Source organism: Saccharococcus sp. Marseille-Q5394 (assembly GCF_946901335.1).
In the GTDB taxonomy this organism is placed as follows: domain Bacteria; phylum Bacillota; class Bacilli; order Bacillales_A; family Planococcaceae; genus Sporosarcina; species Sporosarcina luteola_C.
In genome coordinates this window covers 1,908,793-1,929,122 of the sequence record NZ_CAMPPQ010000001.1, presented here as the reverse complement: position 1 = coordinate 1,929,122, position 20,330 = coordinate 1,908,793, and the positions used below count along the sequence as shown (strand labels likewise).

Here is a 20,330-nt window from a genome sequence, read left to right as displayed (position 1 = left end):
TATCAGCATGGCTGGAGATTTATGATCGCTTGTGGACGTTTATGCGCGTTTGTATCGGTTTATGAGCGGTTTTTAACATTTATGCGCCTTTGCAATGATATATGCGTCTTTGCCGGATTTTATGCGTACGTTTATTGATTTATGCGCGATTGCAATTTCCATTCATAAAAAAGCTGCCAAAACGGCAGCTTTTTTATTTAATAGGTGGAACTCCAGGGGCGATATAGGGAAAACCCTAATTTGAAATATTCCGATTACTAGATAACATAAAGGGTAATAGAATAGATAGGTATGTCGATTCCCCCTATCTGCACGCCATTCTAATAGAAGGAGTGAATGCATTCAATGAACAAGTTTAGCATGAAGTATTTCAAGCCGGTTGAGCGTTATTCTGGAAACTGGTCCGTGCTCGAAGAGAAGAGTAGGGATTGGGAGAATATGTATCGCCAAAGGTGGTCCCATGACAAAGTTGTACGGACGACGCATGGCGTTAACTGTACGGGATCTTGCAGCTGGAAAGTGTTTGTGAAAAACGGAATTATAACGTGGGAGAACCAGCAAATCGACTACCCGTCTTGCGGTCCCGACATGCCTGAATTCGAACCGAGGGGTTGTCCGCGGGGAGCGTCTTTTTCATGGTATGAATACAGTCCGTTACGTGTGAAATATCCATACATACGGGGGAAATTATGGCGTATGTGGAGTCGGGCGCTTGCCGAGCTGAAAGACCCTATCAAAGCGTGGGCTAGTATTGTAGAAGACCCTGCGAAAACAGCTGAATACAAAAAAGCGCGCGGAAAAGGCGGGCATGTAAGAATCCATTGGCGTGATGTGAAAATCCTCATCGCAGCCCAGCTGATTTACACCATCCAGAAATATGGACCTGACCGTATTGCAGGCTTCACGCCGATTCCTGCGATGTCGATGGTCAGCTATGCATCGGGCGCACGCTTCCTATCGCTGTTAGGAGGGGAAATGCTTAGCTTCTACGACTGGTACGCGGATCTACCGCCATCCTCGCCGCAGATTTGGGGTGAGCAGACGGACGTCCCTGAATCGAGTGACTGGTTCAATGCCGGCTATATCATTATGTGGGGGTCGAATGTTCCGTTGACGCGGACACCGGATGCGCACTTCATGACGGAAGTCCGTTACAAAGGAACAAAAACTGTTTCCGTCGCGCCGGACTATGCGGAAAGTGTTGTACATGCGGATGATTGGATCGCGCCGAATCCTGGATCTGATGCAGCGGTAGCCCAAGCGATGACCCATGTCATTTTGGATGAGTTTTATGAGCAGCGGAAAGAGCCGATGTTCATTGATTATGCGAAGCAATTCACGGATATGCCGTTCTTGATCACCCTAGAAGAGCATGGCAATGCCTATAAGGCAGGGCGTTTTGTCCGCGCGAGCGATCTTGGTCAAGCGAGCGAACATGCAGAGTGGAAGCCGGTCATCATCGACGGTGCGAAAAATGAAATCATCGTTCCGAACGGTACAATGGGGCAACGATGGGAAAAGGACGCGAAATGGAACCTCATCCTTGAAAACGAGGATGGAACAAAAGTGGAGCCGGTCTTATCCGTAGTCGATCACGGGGCTGAATGGAAAGAGATCCATTTCCCTTACTTCGATAATACGGGCAATGGTGTTTTCACACGAGCCATCCCGGCGAAGAAAGTGAAATTTGCGGACGGTACGGAACGTCTCGTCGCAACTGTCTATGACGTCATGATGAGCCAATACGGCATTAACCGTTCAAATAGCAGATGGGATGCGAAAGGGTATGACGACGCAGAATCCTTGTACACTCCTGCCTGGCAGCAGAAAGTGACGGGCGTCAAACCGGAACTGGTCATCCAAATTGCCCGTGAGTTTGCACAAAATGCAATCGATACAGGCGGACGTTCGATGATCATCATGGGTGCAGGCATCAATCACTGGTTCAATAGCGATACGATCTACCGGGCCATCCTCAATTTAGTTACCCTAACTGCTTCACAAGGAAACAATGGGGGCGGATGGGCGCATTACGTCGGACAGGAAAAATGCCGTCCGATTGAAGGTTGGAGCACGATCGCATTCGCAAGGGATTGGCAGGCGCCTCCTCGCTTGCAAAATGCGACGTCGTTCTTCTATTTCGCCACAGATCAATGGAAATATGAAGAAGGCAGCACAAGTTCTTTGGCTTCGCCGCTCGGAAATAAATCGCGTTATGAACATCCAGCGGATTACAATGTGCTTGCCGCAAGACTTGGATGGCTGCCATCCTATCCGCAATTTAATAGGAACAGCCTGCAGTTGACCGAGGAAGCGCGGCAGGCGGGCAAGACGACGACCAAGGAAATCGTCAATTATACAGTCGACCAATTGAAATCAGGAAAATTGAATTTTGCCATCGAAGATCCGGATGCGCCGGAAAACTTTCCGAGATCACTTTTCGTATGGCGTTCGAACCTAGTGTCGAGTTCTGCAAAAGGTCAGGAGTATTTCATGAAGCATTTATTCGGAGCATCTTCCGGGTTGATTGCGCAGCCGAATGAAGATATGAAACCGGAAGAAATTGTCTGGCGGGATGAAGTGGAAGGGAAGCTCGATCTTCTCGTAGCTCTCGATTTCCGGATGACCGCGACGCCGTTATATGCGGATCTCGTATTGCCGGCAGCGACTTGGTACGAAAAAGTCGATCTGTCTTCAACCGATATGCATCCATTCGTCCACCCGTTCAATCCGGCGGTTGATCCGTTATGGGAATCACGCTCCGACTGGGATATTTTCCGGTCGATTGCCGAAACGTTTGCGGAGATGGCGAAAACACATCTGCCTGGCGTGTATAGGGATTTGGTGACGACTCCGCTTGCACATGATTCCGTGCAGGAAATCGCCCAACCATTCGGTGAAGTGAAGGATTGGAAAAAAGGGGAAGTCAAACCGATACCAGGCAAGACGATGCCTGGTATGACGATTGTTGAACGAGATTACTCGAAAGTGTATGACAAATATATCACGCTCGGTCCTTTGCTCTCGACTGGAAAAGTGGGCGCACACGGCGTTTCATTCTCGGTGGCAGAAGAGTATGAGCTGATGAAAGGCATCAATGGTGTCTACACGGACGGAACGATCAAAGACGGACTGCCGAAATTGTATACGGCGAAAAATGCGGCTGAAGCGATGCTCACTCTTTCATCCGCAACGAACGGACGCGTTTCGCAACGTGCCTTTGAATCGGCTGAACAGGATACGGGCGTTGAGCTGAAGGATATTTCTGCTGACCGGGCGGCTGAACGTTTCACATTCGCCAATATTACAGCACAGCCGAGGGAAGTCATCCCGACGCCTGTCTTCAGCGGATCGAATAAAATGGGCAGACGCTACTCTCCATTCACGACGAATATCGAAAGGCTTGTGCCATTCAGAACGCTGACAGGAAGACAGCATTTCTATATCGACCATGAATTGTTCCTCGATTTCGGCGAATCATTGCCGGTCTATAAGCCGACATTGCCGCCGATGGTGTTGGGACCAAGGGATAAGCCGATTGTGGGAGGACAGGATGCGCTCGTCCTCAGATATTTGACACCGCATGGCAAGTGGAACATCCACTCGACGTACCAGGATAATCAGCATATGTTGACATTGTTCCGCGGCGGTCCGACTGTATGGATTTCCGATCTCGACGCGAAGGAGCATGACATCGACGATAATGCATGGCTTGAAGTGTACAACCGGAACGGTGTTGTTACAGCACGCGCCGTCGTCAGCCACCGGATGCCTAAGGGTACGATGTTCATGTATCACGCGCAAGATAAGCATATCCAAGTTCCCGGATCTGAAATTACGGAGGAGCGCGGCGGAAGCCATAATGCGCCGACCCGTATCCATATGAAGCCGACACAGATGGTCGGCGGTTACGCTCAGCTGAGTTACGGATTCAACTATTACGGGCCGATCGGAAACCAACGTGATGAGTATGTTGCAGTCCGCAAGATGAAGGAGGTCAACTGGCTTGAAAATTAAAGCACAAGTAGCAATGGTCATGAATTTGGATAAATGCATCGGCTGCCATACGTGCAGTGTCACATGTAAAACAGCCTGGACGAATCGGGAAGGCGCCGAGTATATGTGGTTCAACAACGTGGAGACGAAACCGGGCATCGGGTATCCGAAACGGTGGGAGGACCAGGAGCTTTACAAAGGCGGCTGGCATCTGCGCAATGGAAAGCTTGAATTGAAATCCGGATCGAAGCTTTCGAAAATCGCTCTGGGGAAAATCTTCTACAATCCGGACATGCCGGAAATAAAGGAATTCTACGAGCCGTGGACATATGACTATGAAAAATTGACGATGGCACCTGAAAGCGAGCATACGCCTGTTGCGCGTGCGAAATCGGTCATTTCCGGAGATTATATGGACTTGGAGTGGGGTCCGAACTGGGAAGACCAGTTGGCCGGCGCTCATATAACAGGCCCGAAAGATCCGAATATCGAAAAGATTGAAGAAGAGGTCAAATTCAATTTTGAGCAAGCGTTCATGATGTATTTGCCCCGGCTTTGCGAGCACTGCCTGAATCCGAGCTGCGTCGCCTCCTGTCCTGCAGGGGCGATCTATAAGCGCGACGAGGACGGCATCGTACTCGTCGACCAAGAAGCTTGCCGCGGTTGGCGCTATTGCATGACCGGCTGCCCTTACAAAAAAGTGTATTTCAACTGGAAGACGAACAAAGCGGAGAAATGCACATTCTGCTTCCCACGTGTTGAAGCTGGATTGCCGACAGTCTGTTCGGAGACGTGCACAGGAAGAATCCGCTATTTGGGCGTTCTTCTCTATGACGCGGACCGTGTACTCGAAGCGGCATCGACTCCAGATCCTCAAGACCTGTACAAGGCGCAATGTGATTTATTCCTTGATCCGCATGACCCTGAAGTGATCGAGCAGGCGATGAAGGACGGCATTTCGGAGGATTGGATCAATGCAGCGAAGAATTCGCCTGTGTATAAATTGGCTATCGAATACAAGCTCGCATTCCCATTGCATCCGGAATACCGCACATTGCCGATGGTCTGGTATGTGCCGCCGCTAAGCCCGATCATGAACTATTTTGAAGGGAAAGATTCCATCAAGAACCCGGATATGATCTTCCCGGCAATTGAGGAAATGAGAATTCCGATTCAGTACTTGGCAAATATGCTGACGGCAGGTGATACGCAAACCGTGAAAGAAGGGCTTCAGCGCATGGCGATGATGCGTTCCTATATGCGGGCAGTATCGTCCGGCAAGGAATTTGACGAGTCCCGGCTTGAACGTGTCGGCCTGACAGCCGAACAGACGAAGCAAATGTACCGCTTGCTTGCAATTGCGAAATACGAAGACCGTTTTGTCATTCCGACTTCCCATAAGGAAGGTACGATGAACGTCTATCGCTCACAAGGCTCAGCTGGTTACAACGAACAGATGGGTACGTATGGGGAAAGCGTAACGCAAAACCAGTTCAGTTATTCAATGATGGGCGACGACGGCAGCTGTGATGGATGCGGACCTGTCTCTCCAGGAAAAACAGGCAAGGAGATTTACGAAGAAAACTTCTATGGGGGGATCTGGCGTGATTAATCTGGACCGTCTGTACGAAGAGAAAAGCGTCTTCGGGTTTTTTGCCAGCCAGTTGTCCTATCCCGAAAAAATTACGTTCCATCCGCACGTTTTGGAAGAGTCGATCGACTCTTCCGATCCGTCTTATCCCGAAGTAAAGAAGTATTGGGATCTGATGCATGATCATAGTCTTGAAGAAATCCAGGAGATGTATATTAATACTTTCGACTTTCAAAAAGACTGCACGCTGTTCATGACATATGTGAAATACGAAGATTCAAAGGATAGGGGGCAAATGCTGGCCCGGTTGAAAGTGCTCTATGAAATGTTCGGCCTTGTCATGCCGGATAACGAGCTATCTGACTTCCTCCCGCTTATGTGCGAATTCATCTATGCGGCGGAATGGAGAGGGGATCCACGTGCCCAACAAAGCTTTACAATGCTGCTCGCAGTGTTGGAGGATGGATCCTATCATTTGATGAAGGCTCTGGAAAAGTACGAGAGCCCCTACTTTCACCTCATCAAAGGGATGAGGGAGGTATTCAAGTCTTGTATCCAACAGGAGGTTCCTGCCAATGAGTAACCAATTCTTATGGGTGATTTTCCCCTATATTTGCATGGCGGTATTTGTCGTAGGTCATATTTTCCGCTATCGGCATGACAAGTTCGGATGGACAGCAAAATCGAGTGAATTTATCGAGAAAAGACAGCTGATGATCGGCAGCCTGCTATTCCATATCGGCATCATTCCCGTCATTCTTGGGCATGTGGCGGGGCTCGGTATACCGAAAGAATGGACGCGGGCACTTGGCGTAAGTGACCATATGTATCATATGGGCGCGATTTGGGGAGGAGGGTTTTTCGGTGTTGTCACTCTTGCAGGAATGCTTATCCTCACCTCACGCCGCTTCACCCACCGGAATGTCCGGAAGCTATCTTCGGCGTCCGACTTGATCGTTAATAGCCTGCTTCTATTCATCGTTTTCATCGGTGTGTATGCATCATTAGTGACAAACAATTTGAATCCGGGATTCGATTATCGTGACTCCATTTCTGTATGGTTCCGTTCGTTGCTCATATTCAGGCCGGAAGCAGGGTATATGGCCGCTGCTCCGTTGACGTTCAAGGTGCATATTCTGACCGGCTTCCTCATCTTCGCGATGTGGCCGTTCACTAGGCTCGTCCACGTATGGAGTGTCCCATTGAATTATGTCGGCAGGAGCTATATTCTGTATAGAAGATCGCCCGTGAAAGCGGGCAAACGATAAAGAGTTTTCCATAGGGAGCAATGACGATGAAAGATCGGGTGGGATTTAATTACCAGCAAGAGATTGAGCGTTTAAAAGAGTTATTCGGATTCGATTTCGTCAGCATTGCGCTCGTCCAATCGCCGGAACGCGGATTTGAATTGAGATGGACGTATGTGACCGGGAATCTGAACGAGCGTTATCGGCGCATAAAATTGCAATCGGGAAAAGGACTGGCGGGACTCGTCTTCAAGACGGGAAAGCCGATGTTTGTCGGGAATGCAGAGGAAGAATGGACTGCAGGTGACCTGTTCAATTATCCGATTATCACAGCGGAAAAGCTCAAAAGTTTCGGAGCGATTCCCCTCTTTAAAAACAATCGTGTAAAAGGAGTCATGCTTGTCGGGTACCGGACAGGCGGAAAGATGACCGCCGGCCAATTCGAGCAATTCAAGCAGGAAATCGGTTCGGAGTTCGGTCCATTTTATAATAAGGAGATGGTGAAGGATGAATCGGACCAGTACTAATATGTTGTCGAATCTGTTAATGAAACTATACGGCAATTCCGATGAAGCCATCTTCTTTTTTGATAGGCAAGGGAAAGTGCTCGCCATGAATTCCGCCGCAGAAGAGATTATCGATAAGGATGTCTACGAGCAGATGATGGCGGGCAGTACCGGAGCGATCTGTAAAGCGTGCAAAGGTTATACGAGCTCCGAGGAGCCGTTGACATGCGTTTCCTGTTATATGGCTAATCCGGATGAAGACGTCAGCTCCTTCCAAGTATATTTCGATACGAAAGGAAGAGGTGTCATCCCTTATTCCGGCAGCATCCAGACAATTGACGCAGAGACGGGAACCCGGGTTTTCATGCTGAGGAACCTGACCCGCCAATTCAAGACGCAAGAGGAATTGAATCAGAAACAGATGATGAAACGGGTGATCAAAGCACAGGAGGATGAACGGAAGCGCCTTTCCCGCGAGCTGCATGATAGTGTGGCACAGGAAATGCTCAGTTCATTGGTCGATTTGCGTGTCTTGAAATATATGAATATCGAAGAGGAAGTTTTAAAGAAAGTGCAGCAGACGGAAGGCTCGCTCATGCGGTTATTGGATGATATACGCCACCTATCCGTCGAACTGCGGCCCGCTACTCTCGATGATCTCGGATTGGCGGCGGCTTTCCGTACCCATTTCAAATGGTTGGAAAAGAATTATGGACTCATCGTTCATTTCCATCCGGAACTCGAAACTAAACGATATGAAGGAGAAATCGAGACGGTCGTGTACCGTGTCTGCCAGGAAGCCGTCTTTAATGCATTGAAATATGCAGAAGTTGATGAAATGGTTGTCCGGTTGTACGAATCTGAAGACCTTCTTCATTTAATTGTCATGGATGAAGGAAGGGGATTCGAATTGAAAAATACGGATCCGAAAGGCACGGGATTAGGCATCTATGGCATGAAAGAACGGGCTGAACTCGTTGACGGGCACCTTCATATCCGGTCCGAAGTCGGGAAAGGAACTGTGATCCAGTTGGAGGTCCCGGTTGATAAAGGAGGGAATGACGATTGAAGATCATCATTGCCGATGATCATGCGGTCGTCCGCAGCGGTTTCATGCACATATTGAACTTTCAAGATGATATGGAAGTCGTAGCTACCGCCGCGGACGGATTGGAAGCGTATGAACAAGTAGCGAAGCATCGACCCGACATTGTGCTCATGGATTTGAGCATGCCTCCAGGGGAGAGCGGTTTGATTGCAACAGGGAAGATTAAAGAGGACTTTCCGGAAACGAAAGTCGTCATCCTGACGATGTACGACGATGAAGAATATCTTTTCCATGTACTGAAGAATGGTGCGTCCGGTTATGTATTGAAAAACTCGCCCGACGAGGAATTGCTTTCCGCCATTCGGACGGTCTATGACGGAGGCACGTATATCCATCCTTCGATGGCGACATCACTCGTGCGTCAATTCGTAAAGAAGGATTTCGATGAAGCCGAGACGGATCCTTATAAGATTTTATCGCGAAGGGAAATCGAAGTCCTTCCGTTAGTCGCGAAAGGATACGGGAATAAAGAGATTGCAGAAATGCTCTATATATCCGTCAAGACAGTGGAGGCTCATAAATCGAAGATCATGGAAAAACTGAATTTGAAAAGCAGGCCAGAGCTTGTGGAATATGCATTACGGAAAAAGTTCCTGAACTTCTAAGTGGAGGTGTGACGTTTGACGACTGCGAAACAATTCCAATTTGAACTGCCTGCATTGCGGGTGCTTGAAAACGAACACAATTATTTATCGTACCTGATGGACGGCTGGCATGCGATCGTCCTCGGTTTCGAACGGGATATTTATAACGCGGATGAAGCGAGGGAAGCATTGCAGACATTGCGGAAGCTTATCATTGAATTCATAGATCCGCTGAAGAATCATACGGAAAAAGAGGAGGAATTCCTTTTTCCGATGCTATCGAAATATATCGGTGATGAACAAGGACCTATCTTGGCGCTCGAGGAGGAGCACGAAGAGATCGATGCGTATATTGGCCATTTCCTCCATCATACCCGCGGAACTCTAGAAGAGCTGTCATTGCAGGAAATGAAGGATATCGTCAAAGACGCGGGCGAGGCATTTGAAGTGATTACAATCCACTTCGTCAAGGAGCAGTCGATTGTTTTCCCGATGGTCATCAATACACTGCGCATCACGGAGCAGGATCAGCTATTCGAAGAGTTGTACACATCCATCATTTGATAGGCTTGGTGATAATGCTGTTCACTACTTTCAGAAATGGACTGATATATGAATGAATAAAAAAATTCAATTGCCTTTACAGACAGCTAACTTAGTAGTCGGTTTCATGGTATGGGTGCTGATTTCCTCTCTTTTGCCGTTCATCTCGGAGGACATCGCCATTCCGCCTGAAAGGTTGGCGATCGTGACAGCCGTCCCGGTCGTGCTAGGATCCATTTTACGGATTCCGTTAGGATACTATGCAAATATTTTCGGAGCCAGGATCATCTTCATGATCAGCTTCATCTTGCTCCTGTTCCCGGTGTTTTACATAAGTGAAACGACTTCGTTTGCCGGGCTGATCATCGGAGGGACTTTCCTCGGAATCGGGGGCGCCGTATTCTCTGTCGGGGTTACATCTTTGCCGAAATATTACGCGAAAGAGAAGCACGGACTCGTCAACGGGATCTATGGAATGGGGAATATCGGTACAGCCGTGTCGACATTCGCCGCTCCGGTCATTGCGACACAAATCGGATGGTCGATGACAGTCAAACTTTATTTAGTGCTGCTGCTCATTTTCGCTGCATTGAACTTCATTTTTGGCGATAAGCACGAAGCAAAAATTAAAACGCCGATTGTTGAACAGATTAAAGGCGTCTATAAAAATGAGAAACTTTGGTTCTTTTCATTGTTCTACTTCATTACTTTTGGTTCGTTCGTAGCTTTCACAGTTTTCCTGCCGAATTTCCTCGTCACGTATTTCGGATTGGAGAAAGTCGATGCGGGCATGCGGACAGCCGGTTTTATCGTCGTCGCAACATTGCTCCGTCCTGTAGGCGGTTGGCTAGCGGACAAATTCCAGCCATTATTCCTATTGATGGGTGCGTTTGCCGGTCTGACATTAGCGGCCATCGTATTGGCATTCTCGCCTGGCATCGAGCTTTATACGGTCGGCAGCATACTGATTGCAGCTATGGCAGGAATCGGCAACGGCGTCATCTTCAAGCTCGTTCCGTTTTATTTCAATAAACAAGCGGGGATTGTGAATGGAATCGTCTCGATGATGGGCGGATTAGGCGGGTTTTTCCCTCCTTTATTGCTCGCAACCATACACTCCATTACTGGTTCCTATTCAATCGGTTTCATGGCGTTCTCCCAAGTCGCACTTGTAAGCCTTGTCCTCGTTGTCTGGCTATATTATATGGATCGGGTGTCGCTCGCGAAGGAAGTGTTCGATTCGACGGGGCAAGGGATTCTCGTTACGAATCCGAAAGGTACTATTTTGTCAGTAAATCCTGCATTTACTAAACTTACAGGCTATACTGAAGAAGAAGTAATCGGCAGCAATCCGAATGTGCTCAGCTCCGGAAGGCAGTCCAAACAATTTTACACAACCATGTGGAGCATCATTGGCGAAGAGGGATCATGGCAAGGTGAAATCTGGAACAAGCGGAAAGACGGAACGGAGTATTTGGAACTGTTGACGATTAATGCAGTCAAAAACAATTCAGGTGAAGTCGAACGGTATGTCGGTACATTCAGTGACATAACACCTCAACGAGAGGGCGCCCGGTCGCACTGACCGGAAGCCATCAAAAGCGGAAGCGGCCTGCCTAGATGCGACAGGCATAAGACGGCCATGCGAAACGGCGCTTTTTGCCGTGCAGCATGGCTGACTTATGACCCAAGCATCTGGCCGCTGGAGCTAGACGATTCAAAAGCGGAAGCGGCCTGCCTTATGACCCCCGAGTGTATGGGCGCCGGAGTTGGATGATAGCTAGAAGATTGAATCTGGAAGGAGATAGTTAGGGTGGGAACGAGATATTCGCGTCAGACGCTTTTCAAGCCGATCGGCGAAGAAGGACAAGAACGATTGAAAAAAGCACATGTACTCGTCATCGGCTGCGGGGCGCTCGGTTCCCCCATCTCCGAGACATTAGTCAGGGCAGGCGTCGGCAAGCTAACAATTGCGGACCGCGATTACGTGGAAATGTCCAATTTGCAAAGGCAGCAATTGTTCACCGAACAGGACGCTTTGGACGGCGTGCCGAAAGTCGTCGCCGCAGAACGTCGGCTGAAAGAGATTCGACAAGACGTTGATATCCGGACAGTGCTCGATCATGTGGACGCTGCATTGCTTGAAGAGCTGGCGGAAGAAGCCGATCTGATCATGGACGCGACGGACAACTTTGAAACAAGGCTTCTCATGAACGATGTCGCTTGGAAGAAGGGGATCCCTTGGATTCACGGTGCATGCGTCGGGAGCTCGGGCACTGTATTTCCGTTCATCCCGGGTCGGTCGGCGTGTTTCCGTTGTTTGCTGCCGGTCCTCCCTTCGGTCAATGAAACATGCGATACGGCGGGCATTATTGCACCTGCTGTCCAGATCGTTGCGGCGAGGCAGTCCGCGGAAGCATTGAAATGGTTGACGGGCAACAGGGATGCGATGATGACAAAGCTATTGCACGTTGATGTTTGGAATAATACACAAGCGGAGGCTGGCATCTCTCGGATACGGAATGCCCACTGCGAAACTTGTGGAGAAGCACCTACATATCCTTCCTTGAATCAACCGGAAGGCACACATTATGCAGTTCTATGCGGAAGGGAAACCGTCCAGATTGTGCCGGATAGCAGAAGAAGTTTATCAGTCGCAGATGGCGTGCAAGTTGCGGAGCGATTGGGAACGGAATACCGGATGACGCCGTTCTTTGTGGAATTCCATGCAGAAGGGTACCGCTGTGTTTTATTCCAAAACGGCCGGTTGCTTATTCATGGGTTGAAAGATATGAAGCAAGGACGGAAACTGTATCATCAATTTTTTGGGTGATAGGGGGTATATGGCATGTCGAATCTTTCGGACAAGGAAAAGAAGAAATCAATCGCCATCGCCGTCTTGACGGTGAGCGATACGCGGGATAAGGATACGGATAAGAGTGGTGGGACGATCATTCGGATGGCGGAGGAAGCTGGTCACCATATTGCAGATTATCGGATTTGTCCCGATGAGCCGGCAAAGATAGCCGGAAACGTGGGAGAGTGGATTATCACTTCCGCCGTCGAGGCCATCATCATAACGGGCGGTTCAGGAATCGGCTTGCGTGATGTGACGATTGAAACGGTGACGCCGTATTTTACGAAGAAGATTGATGGATTCGGAGAGTTGTTCAGGTTCTTGAGTTATACGGAAGATGTTGGATCGAAGGCGTTGCTGAGCCGGGCAACTGCGGGGTCGATCGATGAACAGGTGTTATTCGCATTGCCGGGGTCATCGAAAGCGGTGAAGCTGGCGATGGAAAAACTGATCCTCCCGGAGCTTCATCATATCGTACATGAACTGACGAAGCATCGGAAGTGATCGCGAAGGAATGGACCTTGAACGCTGAAGAATGGGCCCTTGCCGGAAAGAATGGACCTTGAACGCTGAAGAATGAGCCCTTGTCAGAAAGAATGGACCTTATACGCTGAAGAATGGGCCCTTGTCGGAAAGAATGGACCTTGAACATGGAAGAATGAGCCCTTGTCGGGAAGAATGGACCTTAAACACGAAAGAATGGGTCCTAGTCAGAAAGAATGGACCAAGAGTTCTCGTTTACGTACTAGGAGTTCTCGTTCAACACTGAAGAGCTCTCGTTTTCGCGGAAGGAGTTCTCGTTCCAGCGTATCAAGTTCTCGTTTAACATAGAAGACTTCTCGTTCAACGTCAAAGAGTTCTCATTCACTTGCCGTACGTTCAAAATCGCCGTTTTTCCCGCCGGTCTTTTTCAGCAGCATTGTCGGGCCGATGACCATCTCCTTGCCTGCCGCTTTGCACATATCGTAAATTGTGAGGGCTGCAGCGGAAGCAGCGGTCAACGCTTCCATTTCGACGCCGGTGAGACCTTTCGTTTTCACTTCGGCTTCGATGAGCACCTCGTAATGCTGCTCAGATTCATCAATCTGCCATTCGAAGCGGACATCGACGCCAGTCAGGGCAAGTGGGTGACACATTGGAATGATGGATGATGTGTTTTTTGCAGCCATGACTGCAGCGACTTGCGCGACGGCGAAGACATCACCTTTTTTATTGGTGCCTTCCGTAATTTGCGAGTGGATCAATTCATTTACAATGATCGAAGAAGCAGCGACCGCGGTTCTCGTCGTCACCGCCTTGTCGGAAACGTCGACCATCTTGGCACGTCCCTGTTCGTTGAAGTGTGTCAATTCAGACATTGGATTCATTCCCTTCAAACATAGTACATTTTAGTATATCAGAAGATAGGAGAGTGTTCACAATGGTGGAAATGAGAAAACCGATTCCCGTGGCGGAGGCTGTCAGGCTTGTAATGGAGCACGCAACGCCTTTAGGAACGGAAATGATTGGACTTGAAGGAGCTTACGGAAGAGTCCTTGCCGAGCCAATTATCGCTAAACACGATGTACCTCCTTTTGACCGATCACCTTATGATGGGTTTGCAATCCGGTCGCTCGATTCAGAAGGGGCGGCCGGCGATAACCGGGTGCCTTTTTCAGTCATCGGCGAAATCGGTGCCGGATACGTCGGAGACAAGCCGATCGGTGAAAAGGAAGCATATCGGATCATGACAGGCGCGCAAATTCCGGAAAACGCGGATGCGGTCGTCATGCTCGAGCAGACAGTCGAAACGGACAGTGGTTTCACATTGCGGAAGCCGTTTGAGGCAGGCGAAAACATCTCGTATAAAGGCGAGGATGCGAAGGAAGGGGAGCTGCTTATCGAAGCGGGCTCACTCATCCATCCTGGCACAGTCGCATTGCTTGCGACGTTCGGCTATGCGGAAGTAAAAGTTGCGAAACGTCCGGTCGCCGGTATTTTATCGACAGGGACGGAACTGCTCGATGTGGCGGATGAACTCGTGCCGGGCAAAATCCGGAACTCGAACGGCCCGATGATCCGCGCACAATTGAAGCGGATGGGCATCGACTATAAGTCGTACGGGATGGCGGCGGATGACTTGGATGCCTGCACATCGATTGTCGAGAAAGCGATTGCGGAGACGGATCTCCTTATAACGACAGGTGGCGTGTCTGTCGGTGATTATGATTATTTGCCTGTCATTTACGAGCGGCTTGGCGCGAAGGTTTTATTCAACAAAGTGGCGATGCGACCAGGCAGTGTGACGACCGTTGCTCAGCTTGGAAATAAACTATTATTCGGCCTCTCTGGAAATCCATCCGCCTGCTTCACAGGGTTTGAGCTATTTACAAGGCCGGCGATCCTTGCGATGATGGGGGGAACAGCCCCTTATATGCCAAGGATGACGGCGAAATTGGGGGAGGACTTCACGAAGCCAAATCCATTTACGCGCTTCATCCGCGCCACTTGGACATTCACCGAGGGTGGAATTGAAGCAGTGCCAGCGGGTTTTAATAAATCAAACGCAGTCTCTTCAATTGCAAGAGGGAATTGCCTGATTGTACTACCAAGCGGAACGAGGGGCTTTGTCCAGGGGGATGAAGTCGATATCCTGTTGGTCGGTAGCGAGCAAGGCGTCAGCGAGTGGACATTGTGAAAACGCTTCATGTCGTCGGCTATAAAAATAGCGGCAAGACGACGTTGGTTGCAAGATGGATCGGTTTATTGAAGAAGAACGGTTTGTCGGTCTCCGTTCTGAAGCATCATGGGCATGGCGGAAAACCGGACATGAGCGAAGCCTCGACCGATACGTCGCAATTTTTGGCGAATGGGGCAGATGCAACACTTGTATCGGGTGGCGGCACGATTCAATTAATCTGGAATGAAGAGCCTGAGTTTGCTAGGCTGAAAGAAATGGCTTCGATCGGCAATCCGGATGTTTTATTAATTGAAGGGTATAAAGGAGAAACAGGGGATAAAGTCGTTTTGCTGAGAGATTTGGAAGACTGGCATACATTGCGTCAGTTGGAAGATAAGTTGCTCGTTATCGGGTGTCCAGAAATTGAGATGGAATTTCCTCATATACATTCGCGCGAGGAAACGGAGCAAATCGACGAATGGTTTGTAAAGTGGATTGGAAGGGGAGATGGCGATGAAACAATATGAAATTGTGGAAACACCGATAGAAGTTCAAAAATACATGGATTATGTGCTTCATCCTTCAGCAGGCGCTGTCACGGTCTTTACCGGTAATGTTCGGGAGTGGACGCACGGCGTGAAGACGCTTTACCTTTCGTACGAAGCCTATGTCCCGATGGCGGAAAAGAAAATGGCGGAAATTGGAGCGGAAATGGAAGCGAAATGGCCGGGTGTACGCGTTGCGATCGCCCATCGGATCGGGGAACTGCAAATATCGGATATCGCAGTCGTCATCGCCGTCTCTTCTCCACACCGGAAAGCGGCTTACGAGGCGAATGAATATGCAATAGACCGGATTAAAGAAGTGGTGCCCATCTGGAAGAAGGAAATTTGGGAAGACGGGGAAGAGTGGATCGGTGCTCAGAAGAAATATCCTGCAAAGGGGGTTGAACAGGCATGATCAAAGTGAATTATTTTGCAAGATTGCGTGAGTTGACTGGAAAAGGGGAAGAGACGCTTAACCGCGATTCAATGACGGTCGCTGAACTGCTGAATTGGGCGGAGGAATCGTACCCTGGATTCGGTGCGGATAATGTCCAAGTGGCGGTGAATGAAGAATACGCATTGAAAGATGACGTCATCGAGTCAGGGGATGTTTGTGCTTTCATTCCTCCTGTGAGCGGTGGCTGATGAAAACCGCGGGGATTATACTTGCAGGTGGATTGTCGAGTCGATTCGGGTCCCCTAAGGCTTTTGCCGAATGGGAGGAGCACCCTTTCTATGAATTGTCATTGGCTGCTTTATCTCCATATTGTGAGGAATGTATTGTTGTGACACGTCCTGAGTTGGTGGAACGATTTCCTGAAGATTTGCTTGTGATAACCGACCTTGAACCGTTTGCGGGGCAAGGTCCGATTGCGGGGATATTGTCGGGGATGGAAAAATTGTGTGCAGAACGCTATATCGTGCTGCCTTGTGATATGCCGTTCATGACTGCGGATGTGGTCGAACGGTTGCTCGAATGCCATACTTCCGGCGTGACCGCCGTCGTCTTGGAGGGGAAATATCATCCACTCGTATCAGTCTGGGATGCCGATGCACTCCCGGATTTGCGTGAAGCGCTTGAAAACGGGAAGCGCCGGGTCATGGATGTTCAGGATAAACATGGAGTCCGATGGATTGAAGGCGAACTGTTAACGGAAGATGACGCCCGCCGGATATTCATGAATGCGAACACTCCAGATGTCCTGGAAAGGAGCTGACGAAGATGAATCCGATTGTAGATAAATTAGGCCGCCCGATTCGGGACTTGCGGATTTCTGTGACCGATCGTTGTAATTTCCGGTGCACCTATTGCATGCCGAAGGAGATTTTCGGTGATGATTATGTGTTTTTGCCGAAAAATAAGCTTTTGTCATTTGAGGAAATGGAGCGGTTCGCCCGCCTTTTTGCATCTATTGGCGTGAAGAAGCTTCGCCTGACGGGCGGCGAACCTTTAATGCGACGTGGTCTACCCGACTTAATTGTGAAGCTGACAAAGATCGAAGGAATCGAGGACATCGGACTGACGACGAACGGCGTGCTGCTCGGGCAATATGCACAACCGCTGTATGACGCAGGCCTCCGTCGTTTGAATATGAGCCTTGATGCGATGGATCCGGAGCTGTTTGGGAAAATGAACGGTCGCGGAATTAAGCCAGAACTCATTTTGAAGAATATCGATCGAGCAAAGAACATCGGTTTCACGATCAAAATGAATATGGTCGTACAAAAAGGTGTGAATGAAAGCGAAATTCTCCCGATGGCGGCGTATTTTAAGGAACGCGGCATCACATTGCGTTTCATCGAATTCATGGACGTTGGCAATGACAATGGTTGGAGTTTCGAGAAAGTCGTGACGAAGAAAGAGATCTATGAAATGCTTCGCGCGGAATATGAGATGGAGCCGGCCGAAGAGGAGTACTACGGCGAAGTGGCGAAGCGGTATAGATATGTAGACAACGGTGCGGAAGTCGGTTTCATCACATCGGTTTCGGAATCGTTCTGCTCAACTTGCACAAGGGCGAGGCTTTCATCTGATGGAAAGCTGTACACTTGCTTGTTCGCTTCTTCCGGATTCGATTTAAGGAAATTGATCCGCAGCGGCATGTCGGATGAAGAGCTACTTGACGCCATTAGTGGTGTGTGGGGACGCCGTGCCGACCGGTATTCCGACGAGCGGACGGAGCAGACGGTGAAAAACCGGAAGAAGATTAATATGAGTTATATTGGTGGATGATTGTAGTGACGCCCTACAGCCTTTTTGGCTTGCAGGGCGTTTTTTTGTCGTTGCGGGAGTGGTTCTTAAGTCATGAAATGACCATATATCTTGGGAAATGATCGATATAAGTCGAGAAATAATCGATATATCCACCCAATTGATCGATAAGTGTTGGGAAATGATTGATATACACTGGGAAATGAGCGATAACTTTTCCAGACGACAATTTCGCGATGACAATGACGTTCGACAAGAACGGGGGAGTTCGAAGGTCATGAAATGACGATAACTTTGTGAAAATGACCGATAAGTCGGCTGAAGTGATCGATAAAAACTTTGAAGTGACCGATATCTACCGTGAATTGACCGATAACACCGCTCAAATGACCGATAACTTGATATAAGGCAGAAAAAGAACCGACAGAATTGTGCTAAAATAGAATAAAAGTGAAACGGGAGGGGCTGGAATGAAGCCGAGTGTGTTTATTACAAGAAAGCTGCCGGAAGAAATCGTTGCGCCGCTTAAAGAGAAATTCACTGTCCGGATGTGGGATTCGGAAGAGGTGGCGGTGACAAAGGCTGTATTGCGGGAAGAGATTGCGCAAGTCGACGCGCTTTGGACGATGCTGTCTGATACGATCGACCGTGAATTGTTGGAAAGCGCGACAAACTTAAAAGTGATTTCCAATATGGCGGTCGGCTATAACAATATCGATACAGAAGCGGCGAAGGAGAAGGGCATCGTTGTGACGAATACGCCCGATGTGTTGACGGAAACGACCGCGGACCTTGCATTCGGGTTACTGCTCGCCACGGCGCGCCGCTTCAATACAGCAGAAAAGGAATTGCGGCAAGGCGGATGGCTTTCGTGGACGCCGATGGGTTTCACCGGAATGGATGCACACGGGACAACAATTGGCATAATCGGCATGGGCCGGATCGGCGAGGCGGTTGCGCGCAGAGCTAAGGGGTTCAACATGGATGTGCTCTACCATAACCGCAGCCGGAAACCTGAAGCGGAAAAAGAATACCAAGCCGAATTCGCTGAATTGGACGACCTATTACAGCGGGCGGACCATGTGGTGATTCTAGCCCCGTTCACGGAAGAGACGAAAGGGATGATCGGCGAGCGCGAACTCGCACTCATGAAGAAAACCGCAACCCTCATCAGCGTGTCACGTGGCGGTATCGTCGATGAGGTCGCCCTCTATGACGCGTTAAAAAACGAAACGATTTTCGGTGCAGGACTGGACGTGTTTGAAACGGAACCAGTTCCCATCCGTCATCCATTGCTCACGTTGCCGAACGTCACGGCGGTTCCGCATATCGGAAGCGCAAGCGTCAAAACGCGTCTCACCATGATGAAATTGAATGTCAACGCGATCACCGATGTGCTCGAAGGCAGGGAGCCAACGAACCGAGTCCTATAAGGCAAAAAAATAAGCGCGGAAGAATACTTGGACAGACCAAGCTTCTCTCGCGCCAAATGTCTTCAGCAATTCAAGCCTTTACGCCTTCAAAAAAAATGACGCAATCGATTCATTCACAAGATAAGCGCCAAGCTTCACAGTCCGTCCGTCTTCATCCAATGCGGGATTTACTTCGCATATATCGAAAGATCGCGTTTTCTCATGCCTAGCCACTTTCCGGATGATGGCGCGCACTGTGGATGGATCAAGCCCAAATGGAGAAGGAGCGCTTACGCCTGGTGCGAACGCGGCATTCAAGACATCCGTACATAACGTCAGCATCACAGCGTCATGCTGCTCCATGAAATCATCCAATGCTTCCATCAGCTTATCGAGTTGCCCAGGAATCATTTCGTCTTCATGCACGTATGTAACATCAAGCAAATCCGCCCGGTCGAAAAGTTCCTGCGTGTTTCCATAACGCTGGATGCCGGCGACGAAATACTTCGCATTCTCATCCTGCTCTAAAATCTGCCTGAACATCGTTCCAGAAGAAGGCTGTTCGTCGTACGGGCGCAAATCAAAATGCGCATCAATATTGACGATGCCAAGCGTAGCATCTATGCCAATCGATTCGCGGACTCCTAAATAATGCCCATAAAGAGTTTCATGGCCGCCGCCAAGAATGATTGGCTTTGCACCTTTCGAAAGGATCGCCGTCACCGCTTCGCCAAGTTGCTGTTGAGCAGTCTCCAAGTCTTCGCCGTCACAAGCAATATTGCCGACGTCGAAAAGCCGAGCGGTTTCCGGGAATCGCCACGGAAGATTCGCAAGCCCGCCGCGCAATGCATTCGGGGCTTCCGCCGCACCCAAACGGCCTTTATTCCGCCGGACGCCTTCCTCGCATTCGAAACCGATGATTGCGCATCCGCCAGAAACTTGCTCAATATCGGCCAGTTCAATAACCTGATGATAACGGAAACTCGCACGGTCTTCTATATCATCAGTACGACCTGTCCAAATAGATTCATTGATTTTATTCACCACAATCATCCTTTCTGAAATGAAAG

The 20,330-nt window shown here is 49.3% G+C and carries 21 protein-coding genes; 18 read left to right on the top strand and 3 right to left on the bottom strand.

Translation table 11 applies throughout. The features are described from left to right. Nucleotides 1–345: 345 nt before the first annotated feature. From OC538_RS09235 to OC538_RS09185, 11 genes are all read left to right on the top strand, one after another. On the top strand, nucleotides 346–4,017 hold the full coding sequence (locus OC538_RS09235) for a nitrate reductase subunit alpha (protein WP_251693314.1): 3,672 nt from the start codon (nucleotides 346–348) through the stop codon (nucleotides 4,015–4,017). Further along, entirely contained in the window at nucleotides 4,007–5,608 is a 1,602-nt protein-coding gene (gene narH, locus OC538_RS09230) for a nitrate reductase subunit beta (RefSeq protein ID WP_251693316.1), read from the top strand. Before OC538_RS09235 ends, narH begins: the two co-directional genes overlap by 11 nt. Further along, nucleotides 5,601–6,170 carry a nitrate reductase molybdenum cofactor assembly chaperone gene (gene narJ, locus OC538_RS09225; RefSeq protein ID WP_251693318.1) on the top strand — a complete coding sequence of 190 codons (570 nt, stop codon included), beginning with the start codon at nucleotides 5,601–5,603 and terminating at the stop codon, nucleotides 6,168–6,170. The genes narH and narJ overlap by 8 nt, the downstream gene beginning before the upstream one ends. Continuing rightward, on the top strand, nucleotides 6,163–6,855 hold the full coding sequence (gene narI / locus OC538_RS09220) for a respiratory nitrate reductase subunit gamma (RefSeq protein ID WP_251693320.1): 693 nt from the start codon (nucleotides 6,163–6,165) through the stop codon (nucleotides 6,853–6,855). Before narJ ends, narI begins: the two co-directional genes overlap by 8 nt. Before the next feature lie 26 nt (nucleotides 6,856–6,881). Next, nucleotides 6,882–7,361, top strand: a complete 480-nt coding sequence (locus OC538_RS09215) for a GAF domain-containing protein (RefSeq protein WP_251693322.1) — start codon at nucleotides 6,882–6,884, stop codon at nucleotides 7,359–7,361. Then, entirely contained in the window at nucleotides 7,342–8,409 is a 1,068-nt protein-coding gene (locus tag OC538_RS09210) for a sensor histidine kinase (protein WP_251693324.1), read from the top strand. The genes OC538_RS09215 and OC538_RS09210 overlap by 20 nt, the downstream gene beginning before the upstream one ends. Next, nucleotides 8,406–9,053, top strand: coding sequence for a response regulator (locus tag OC538_RS09205; protein ID WP_251693326.1), 648 nt, complete (start codon nucleotides 8,406–8,408; stop codon nucleotides 9,051–9,053). The genes OC538_RS09210 and OC538_RS09205 overlap by 4 nt, the downstream gene beginning before the upstream one ends. A gap of 15 nt (nucleotides 9,054–9,068) precedes the next feature. Then, nucleotides 9,069–9,596 (top strand): hemerythrin domain-containing protein, encoded by a 528-nt coding sequence (locus OC538_RS09200; protein WP_251693328.1) that lies wholly within the window; start codon nucleotides 9,069–9,071, stop codon nucleotides 9,594–9,596. 52 nt (nucleotides 9,597–9,648) lie between these two features. Next, nucleotides 9,649–11,160: a nitrate/nitrite transporter gene (locus OC538_RS09195; protein ID WP_251693331.1), complete on the top strand. Its 1,512-nt coding sequence runs from the start codon at nucleotides 9,649–9,651 to the stop codon at nucleotides 11,158–11,160. A gap of 228 nt (nucleotides 11,161–11,388) precedes the next feature. Beyond that, a complete protein-coding gene (locus OC538_RS09190) occupies nucleotides 11,389–12,408 on the top strand; it encodes a ThiF family adenylyltransferase (protein ID WP_251693332.1) in 1,020 nt (339 codons plus the stop codon). Nucleotides 12,409–12,423: 15 nt separating this feature from the next. Next, nucleotides 12,424–12,936 (top strand): molybdenum cofactor biosynthesis protein B, encoded by a 513-nt coding sequence (locus OC538_RS09185; protein ID WP_251693334.1) that lies wholly within the window; start codon nucleotides 12,424–12,426, stop codon nucleotides 12,934–12,936. 356 nt (nucleotides 12,937–13,292) lie between these two features. On the opposite strand, the gene moaC is transcribed toward OC538_RS09185, so the two are convergent. Beyond that, the gene (gene moaC, locus OC538_RS09180) at nucleotides 13,293–13,790 is read right to left on the bottom strand and encodes a cyclic pyranopterin monophosphate synthase MoaC (RefSeq protein WP_251693336.1); all 498 of its coding nucleotides are present in this window, start codon (nucleotides 13,788–13,790) and stop codon (nucleotides 13,293–13,295) included. 62 nt (nucleotides 13,791–13,852) lie between these two features. Between moaC and glp the strand changes: the two genes are divergently transcribed. From glp to moaA, 6 genes are read left to right on the top strand one after another with little or no spacing between them, the layout of a single operon-like run. Further along, the gene (gene glp / locus OC538_RS09175) at nucleotides 13,853–15,109 is read left to right on the top strand and encodes a gephyrin-like molybdotransferase Glp (protein ID WP_251693338.1); all 1,257 of its coding nucleotides are present in this window, start codon (nucleotides 13,853–13,855) and stop codon (nucleotides 15,107–15,109) included. Continuing rightward, nucleotides 15,097–15,618: a molybdopterin-guanine dinucleotide biosynthesis protein B gene (gene mobB, locus OC538_RS09170; protein WP_251693340.1), complete on the top strand. Its 522-nt coding sequence runs from the start codon at nucleotides 15,097–15,099 to the stop codon at nucleotides 15,616–15,618. The genes glp and mobB overlap by 13 nt, the downstream gene beginning before the upstream one ends. Then, nucleotides 15,605–16,051, top strand: coding sequence for a molybdenum cofactor biosynthesis protein MoaE (locus OC538_RS09165; protein ID WP_251693342.1), 447 nt, complete (start codon nucleotides 15,605–15,607; stop codon nucleotides 16,049–16,051). Before mobB ends, OC538_RS09165 begins: the two co-directional genes overlap by 14 nt. Beyond that, nucleotides 16,048–16,281, top strand: coding sequence for a molybdopterin converting factor subunit 1 (gene moaD, locus OC538_RS09160; protein WP_251693344.1), 234 nt, complete (start codon nucleotides 16,048–16,050; stop codon nucleotides 16,279–16,281). Before OC538_RS09165 ends, moaD begins: the two co-directional genes overlap by 4 nt. Further along, the gene (locus OC538_RS09155) at nucleotides 16,281–16,853 is read left to right on the top strand and encodes a molybdenum cofactor guanylyltransferase (RefSeq protein ID WP_251693346.1); all 573 of its coding nucleotides are present in this window, start codon (nucleotides 16,281–16,283) and stop codon (nucleotides 16,851–16,853) included. The genes moaD and OC538_RS09155 overlap by 1 nt, the downstream gene beginning before the upstream one ends. 5 nt (nucleotides 16,854–16,858) lie before the next feature. Then, on the top strand, nucleotides 16,859–17,869 hold the full coding sequence (gene moaA, locus OC538_RS09150) for a GTP 3',8-cyclase MoaA (RefSeq protein WP_251693348.1): 1,011 nt from the start codon (nucleotides 16,859–16,861) through the stop codon (nucleotides 17,867–17,869). Nucleotides 17,870–17,939: 70 nt separating this feature from the next. On the opposite strand, the gene OC538_RS09145 is transcribed toward moaA, so the two are convergent. Continuing rightward, nucleotides 17,940–18,104, bottom strand: coding sequence for a hypothetical protein (locus OC538_RS09145; RefSeq protein WP_262174594.1), 165 nt, complete (start codon nucleotides 18,102–18,104; stop codon nucleotides 17,940–17,942). Between the two features lie 214 nt (nucleotides 18,105–18,318). Between OC538_RS09145 and OC538_RS09140 the strand changes: the two genes are divergently transcribed. Beyond that, nucleotides 18,319–19,281 (top strand): 2-hydroxyacid dehydrogenase, encoded by a 963-nt coding sequence (locus tag OC538_RS09140; RefSeq protein ID WP_251693350.1) that lies wholly within the window; start codon nucleotides 18,319–18,321, stop codon nucleotides 19,279–19,281. Nucleotides 19,282–19,359: 78 nt separating this feature from the next. Here the strand turns inward: OC538_RS09140 and hutG are convergent, their stop codons facing one another. Beyond that, nucleotides 19,360–20,307 (bottom strand): formimidoylglutamase, encoded by a 948-nt coding sequence (gene hutG / locus OC538_RS09135; protein ID WP_410055855.1) that lies wholly within the window; start codon nucleotides 20,305–20,307, stop codon nucleotides 19,360–19,362. Between the last annotated feature and the right edge of the window lie 23 nt (nucleotides 20,308–20,330).